Source organism: Acinetobacter sp. ANC 5378 (genome assembly GCF_013004315.1).
Taxonomy (GTDB): Bacteria; Pseudomonadota; Gammaproteobacteria; order Pseudomonadales; family Moraxellaceae; genus Acinetobacter.
Genome location: NZ_JABERK010000092.1, coordinates 24,703 through 30,702, shown reverse-complemented (window position 1 = coordinate 30,702; position 6,000 = coordinate 24,703). Strand labels below are relative to the sequence as shown.

Below are 6,000 nucleotides of genomic sequence, written 5' to 3'. Positions count from 1 at the left end.
TCTTCGCCAAGCTCAAGCAGTATCGAGGTATTGCTACGCGCTATGATAAATTGGCTCAAAACTTCCTGTCAGCGATCTACCTTGCCTCAATCATGATATGGCTTAATTGATGACACGCCCTAGATAAAATTTGCACAATTCTCATAAATATGCGATTCTTCAGCCACATTTGGATTAGATCCAAAACAAAATTAAGTTGAACAAGGGGAGTAGCCTCCTCCAAACGTAAGCCATTTGATCTTTTTAAATGACTTACGTGTCAGAATATCGTCATTACACTTTGCAAAAAGTCGGTATCTGAGCATCTGAAATTACCCAATATGGATATTCAGATGTAGGCAAGACCTTGATCATGTTGACACAGATGTTTAAATCATCTGGCAACAGGTCAAGGTTTTTTTATGACCAGTTGTCGGATGTGGAGATTTTTTATGGAATCCATCGGCAACCCTGGGTTGTATCTGGCATTTTTTGCGATGGTGGCAGTGATGCTCATCGTCGACTTTCTTGGCTTCAAAAATAAAGAAGACCAGCCCGTTAAAATTAGGTCAGCAGCCTATTGGAGCATTGCCTGGGTCAGTGTATCCATCCTGTTCGCTGGCGCTTTATGGCTGTATTTGCAGCAAACGGCGGGTGTTGCCTTAGCCAATCAAAAAACCATGGAATACTTTGCGGGTTATCTGTTAGAGAAATCACTCGCGATTGATAACGTGTTTGTCTGGTTGATGATTTTTGCTGCCTTTGCCATTCCTCCAGCCTTGCAACGTAAAATTTTGCTCTATGGCGTACTGGGTGCCATTGTGTTGCGTACTCTGTTTATTTTTATCGGTGCATGGTTCGTTCAGGAATTCTCCTGGGTGCTTTATATCTTCGGTGCCTTCCTAGTTTATACCGGCTTTAAATTTCTTAAAGGCCACGAAGACAATCCCAATATTGAAGATATGGCTATCTTGAAGTGGTTACGCAAACATATGCGTATTACCCCTCAGCTCGATGGACATAAGTTCTTTGTGCGTCAAAACGGCGTGTTATGGGCAACGCCATTATTTCTGGTACTGATTTTGGTTGAAGGCTCGGATGTCATTTTCGCAGTCGATTCCATTCCGGCTATTTTTGCGGTCACCAGCGATCCCTTCATTGTCTTGACCGCCAACCTCATGGCGATCTTGGGTTTGCGTGCCATGTTCTTCTTACTGGCAGGCGCGGCGTCTAAAATGCACTACTTACCCTATGGCCTCGGGATTATCTTGCTGTTTATTGGTTTTAAAATGTTGATGCTCGATGTGTTCCATATGCCTATTTGGATATCACTCAGCTTTATTGTGATTGTACTGGCGATTACCGCGTGGTTATCAATTCGCTATAATAAGCAGCAAGAGCAACAGTAATTTTTAAATAAAATGATCCAGCCTTCCATCGCATAGATGGAAGGCTTTTTTATGCCGATATTGCAATTGAGGGTTAGGTTTTCAAATCCTAACAATCAGACTGGATCCATAAAACAGGGGAGGACTTATAAACTGAGGCGATAGGGTTTAAGCAAAATATTTCAGGTACAATCAATTGAAAAAATGAGAAATTAAAAGGTTATTGTATGTCTGCTATTCAGGCTCAACGCGCCGTTCGTGGTCGCTTTCTTGATGTTCAACACACCGTTTCCCAAGCCTCCGATATTGCTCAAGCCATTCGTTATATTGAAGATGGCTTGCTCATCACTAACGCTGGAAAAATCAGCTGGTTTGGGACATGGCAAGAGGGTCAAAATGTGCTGAATCAAGAGATGCCACTTGAACATTATCCTGAACAACTGATTGTGCCGGGGTTCATCGACACCCATATCCATTTTCCACAAACCGAGATGGTCGGTGCTTATGGGGAACAACTGCTAGAATGGCTCGACACCTATACCTTTCCTACAGAATTGCAATTTAAGGACAAAGCCTATGCCGACAAAATCGCACATTTTTTTGTGCAGGAATTATTAAAAAACGGCACCACTACAGCCTTAGTTTTTTGTAGCGTACATGCTGACTCAGTCAATGCCTTATTTGAAGCGGCTGAACAGCATCAAATGCGTTTAATTGCCGGCAAGGTGATGATGGATCGCCATGCCCCTGCAGATCTGTGTGACACAGCTGAAAGTTCTTATAATGACTCTAAAGCACTAATTGAAAAATGGCATGGCAAAGGCCGGAACCTGTATGCGATTACTCCACGTTTTGCGCCCACATCTACACCAGAACAACTTGCAAAAGCAGGACAGTTAAAAGCTGAATATCCTGAAGTGTATGTACACACTCATTTAAGTGAAAATAAAAATGAAATAGCGTGGGTAAAAGATTTATTTCCAGAACAAAAAGGCTATCTGGATGTTTATCATCATTATGGCTTAACAGGGCAGCGCTCGGTCTTTGCTCACTGTGTGCATTTAGAAGAGGCCGAATGGGACTGTATGCATCAAACCAACTCAGCGATTGCATTTTGCCCAACGTCCAATCTATTCTTGGGCAGTGGTTTATTTCCCTTGAAAAAAACCTGGGAAAAACAGGTTAAAGTCGGTTTGGGTACGGACATTGGTGCAGGCACTTCATTTAACCAGCTGCAAACCTTAAATGAAGCCTATAAAGTGCAACAGATTCAGGGCGATAAACTCTCTGCATTTGAGTCCTTGTATCACGCCACCTTGGGTGGAGCCAATGCTTTAGATCTGGATGATAAACTGGGCAACTTTAACCTGGGTAAAGAAGCCGATTTTATTGTACTGGATTTAAAAGCCACTGCATTACAGGCACTGCGTCAGGAACGTGCCAAAGGTATTGAAGATGCATTATTTGCACTGATGACCATGGGCGATGATCGTAATATCCAGGCGACTTATATCTATGGAGAACCGGCGTATGTCAAAGCATAAGACCACAAAAAGATCCTATAAAAAGATGTTTTTGTGTGTTGGAATAGCTGCAGCTTGTGCTGTGTTGCTTAAGCGTGATACCCCGAAAATCAAGACTTGATACACATTCAGGTGCAAAAAAGATGCATCTGTTGAGCAGATGTATTAAAATTAAAACATCTTTTGAGGTGTTGCTGGTCAACACCTTTTTTATTTTTTGATTTGCTTTTAGGTATCTACCCATGACCGTTCATATGAGCGTAATGATCTCAGCTGAAGAGATTCACGCGAAAGTCAAAGAGCTTGGTGCAAAAATTGATGCTCACTATGCCAATAGTGACAAAGAACTTGTTTTGATTGGTTTACTGCGTGGTTCAGTCATTTTTATGGCTGATTTATGTCGTGCAATTAGCAAACCGCATGAACTCGACTTTATGACGGTATCAAGTTACGGTGGCGGTACGGTTTCAACTCGTGATGTCAAAATCTTAAAAGACCTGGACGGCGAAATTCGCGGTAAAGATGTTCTTATTGTCGAAGATATTATTGACTCAGGCAATACCCTCAGCAAAGTGCTGGAAATTTTAAGTACGCGTAATCCTAATTCTATTGAACTGTGTACTTTAATTAGTAAACCTTCACGCCGCGAAATTGAACTTGAAGTGAAGTTTTTAGGCTTTGAAGTGGAAGATAAGTTTATTGTCGGTTACGGCTTGGACTTCGACCAAAAATATCGCCACATTCCATTTATTGGCGAAATTGGTCTATAAGACCCACCAGATACTTAAAGTGGCCGAAGGCCACTTTTTTATCCTTCATCTTTTAACCAGAACAAAAAAATAACAGTTTTTAGCAGGACTCAACTGTTTCCTTTTGCATAAATGATTAATTATAAAAATGAAAGCGTAATGAAAGTATATAAACAAACGATAAATGGAGAAGACATATGTGGTCACTTATAGTTGCGATCGTGGTCGGTTTTATTGCAGGTTTAATTGCACGCGCTATTCATCCCGGAAATGATAAATCAGGATTTATTGTTACGACTTTGTTGGGTATTGCAGGTTCTTTATTGGCAACTTACAGTGGACGATTGCTCGGCCTCTACGGTGAAAACTCTGCAGCAGGCTTTATTGCTTCGGTGATCGGTGCCCTCATTATCCTATTCTTTTATAATCTGATTGCAAAAAAATCAGGCATTTAAATCCTCCTTCAAATGCTCAGTTACTCTAATAAAAAAGCACCTGTTCAGGTGCTTTTTTAGGGTTTGATTCATCAGGAAATAAACCTGTTACAGACCCAGCTCTTTCCACATTTTTTCTATTTCTTGAGCAGGGTGGGAACCCATCACTTTAAAACCATTGGAGAAAATAATGGCAGGTGTTCCATTTAACCCCAATGATTTTCCTAAACTCAAATTACGCTCAATCGGATTGGCACAGGTTTTTTTAGAACTTGGCTGAATCCCCTTACTGATCAAATTTGACCAAGCCAAGGCAGGAGCTTTTTCGCAGAAAACTTGCTTTGAAACAGCAATAGACTGGTTTTTGATAGGATAAATAAAAGTGTAAATCGTGACATCGTTCAACTTGCTTAATTCAGTCTCAAGTTGTTTGCAATACGGGCAATTTGGGTCAGAAAAAATCGCGATCTGGCGTTTCCCATTACCTCGCACACTTTTCACTGCATCCTGTAAAGGCAATTTTTTCCAATCAATGCTGTTTTGTTTAAGCACTAAATCTTTGGTCAAATTTTTCTGATCACTTAAACGGTACATTGAGCCAACCAGAATATGTTGCGCATCTTCACCGACATACACCACTTGACCATCCATTGAACCGCTATAAATGCCTTTCATATCGGTGGCTTGAATATTTTCAATGTTTAATTTTGGGTGTTGTTTGGTGAGGTTGCTTTTGACCGTATCAACATTCGCCAAACTTAAGCTCGAAATAAAACTGACCAAGGCGAATGCCAATGTTTTTTTAATCATGTTTTTTTGCTCATCATAGATTCCAATTATTCAACGCGATTCTACTTAAAATTTAACGACAGATTGAGTTAATTTTAGCAGTCCTTACTGAAAGCACACATATTTCATCATCACGGTTTCACGTGGAACATTGACATGATTTATAGTGGATTTATTTCTACAGAAATATGCACAAGTTCGTCATGGATAGACAGTGCTTCACGAACTTGATCCGCTTTCAAATTAGAATCGGTTGCCAAAGCCAAAATACAGGAAAATTTGCCTTTGCCAACTTTCCAGACATGCAGGTCAGTGATTTCTACCACAGAAAATTCAGCAATCACTTCCCGGATTTCTTCCACTACCGGATGATCCATTTCTGCATCGAGCAAGGTTTTTCCTGTTTCTTTAATCAGGCCAATTGCCCATTTTGCCACCAGAATGGAGCCTGCAATCCCGAGTACCGCATCGAGAAAACCCCAATCTAAATACTTTGCAGCAAACAGCGCAATAATCGCAAACACTGAAGTCACAGCATCTGCCACCACATGCATAAATGCCGCTTTCTGGTTTAAGTCGTGATGACCATGAGCGTGCTCATTTTCATGTTCGTGATGGTGATGGTGATGGTGATGGTGATGGTGATGGTGATGGTGATGGTGATGGTGATCATCATGCAGTAACCATGCACAGATTAAATTAATCACCAAGCCGAGAATTGCAATTGGAATGGCCTGGTTATAATGAATATCTATGGGATTTATTAGTCGTTCTATTGATTGGAATGCCATAAATATCGCCACCACCATCAGTAAGATCGCGCTGCTATAGCCGGCTAAAATTTCAATTTTCCAGGTGCCAAAACTAAAACGGCTATCTTGTGCATAACGACGTGCAGAACGATAGGCAAAATAAGCCAGTCCCAAGGCCAGCATATGTGAACTCATGTGCCAACCATCGGCAAGTAATGCCATAGAGTTGTAAATCCATCCCCCAGCCACTTCTAATAGCATCATCACTGCCGTTAGAATAGTCGCCCATAGAATACGTTTTTGGGCGAGGGGATTACCTTCATCAAACTGATGAGCGTGCGTTCTGGTCAATGGGGCTTTTTGCATAATTTTAGCGCTTAAATATA

6 protein-coding genes and 1 pseudogene are annotated in these 6,000 nt (G+C 41.1%); 5 read left to right on the top strand and 2 right to left on the bottom strand.

Annotation, left to right across the window (positions count from 1 at the left end; translation table 11 throughout):
- The 5 genes from HLH16_RS15295 to HLH16_RS15275 form a co-directional block, all read left to right on the top strand.
- Window positions 1-110, top strand: a 110-nt coding sequence (locus tag HLH16_RS15295) for a transposase (RefSeq protein WP_171529569.1), incomplete at its 5' end; no start/stop codon positions are given.
- Window positions 111-431: 321 nt separating this feature from the next.
- A complete protein-coding gene (locus HLH16_RS15290) occupies window positions 432-1,388 on the top strand; it encodes a TerC family protein (protein ID WP_171529955.1) in 957 nt (318 codons plus the stop codon).
- Between the two features lie 206 nt (window positions 1,389-1,594).
- Complete coding sequence (gene guaD / locus HLH16_RS15285) at window positions 1,595-2,911, top strand: guanine deaminase (protein WP_171529954.1); 1,317 nt, start codon at window positions 1,595-1,597, stop codon at window positions 2,909-2,911.
- 221 nt (window positions 2,912-3,132) lie between these two features.
- Window positions 3,133-3,660: a hypoxanthine phosphoribosyltransferase gene (gene hpt, locus HLH16_RS15280; RefSeq protein ID WP_171529953.1), complete on the top strand. Its 528-nt coding sequence runs from the start codon at window positions 3,133-3,135 to the stop codon at window positions 3,658-3,660.
- Window positions 3,661-3,836: 176 nt separating this feature from the next.
- Entirely contained in the window at window positions 3,837-4,094 is a 258-nt protein-coding gene (locus HLH16_RS15275; RefSeq protein WP_171529952.1) for a GlsB/YeaQ/YmgE family stress response membrane protein, read from the top strand.
- 87 nt (window positions 4,095-4,181) lie between these two features.
- Here HLH16_RS15275 and HLH16_RS15270 read toward each other — a convergent pair whose 3' ends face one another.
- Complete coding sequence (locus HLH16_RS15270; RefSeq protein WP_171529951.1) at window positions 4,182-4,883, bottom strand: DsbC family protein; 702 nt, start codon at window positions 4,881-4,883, stop codon at window positions 4,182-4,184.
- Window positions 4,884-4,967: 84 nt separating this feature from the next.
- Window positions 4,968-5,980: pseudogene (gene dmeF / locus HLH16_RS15265) on the bottom strand (CDF family Co(II)/Ni(II) efflux transporter DmeF).
- Window positions 5,981-6,000 lie beyond the last annotated feature (20 nt).

What these genes read in the sequence shown, in the direction of transcription:
- hpt (WP_171529953.1), top strand. Translation starts at nt 3,133, where the DNA reads ATGACCGTTCATATGAGCGTAATGATCTCAGCTGAAGAGATTCACGCG.
- HLH16_RS15270 (WP_171529951.1), bottom strand. Translation starts at nt 4,883, where the DNA reads ATGATTAAAAAAACATTGGCATTCGCCTTGGTCAGTTTTATTTCGAGC.
- HLH16_RS15275 (WP_171529952.1), top strand. Translation starts at nt 3,837, where the DNA reads ATGTGGTCACTTATAGTTGCGATCGTGGTCGGTTTTATTGCAGGTTTA.
- guaD (WP_171529954.1), top strand. Translation starts at nt 1,595, where the DNA reads ATGTCTGCTATTCAGGCTCAACGCGCCGTTCGTGGTCGCTTTCTTGAT.
- HLH16_RS15290 (WP_171529955.1), top strand. Translation starts at nt 432, where the DNA reads ATGGAATCCATCGGCAACCCTGGGTTGTATCTGGCATTTTTTGCGATG.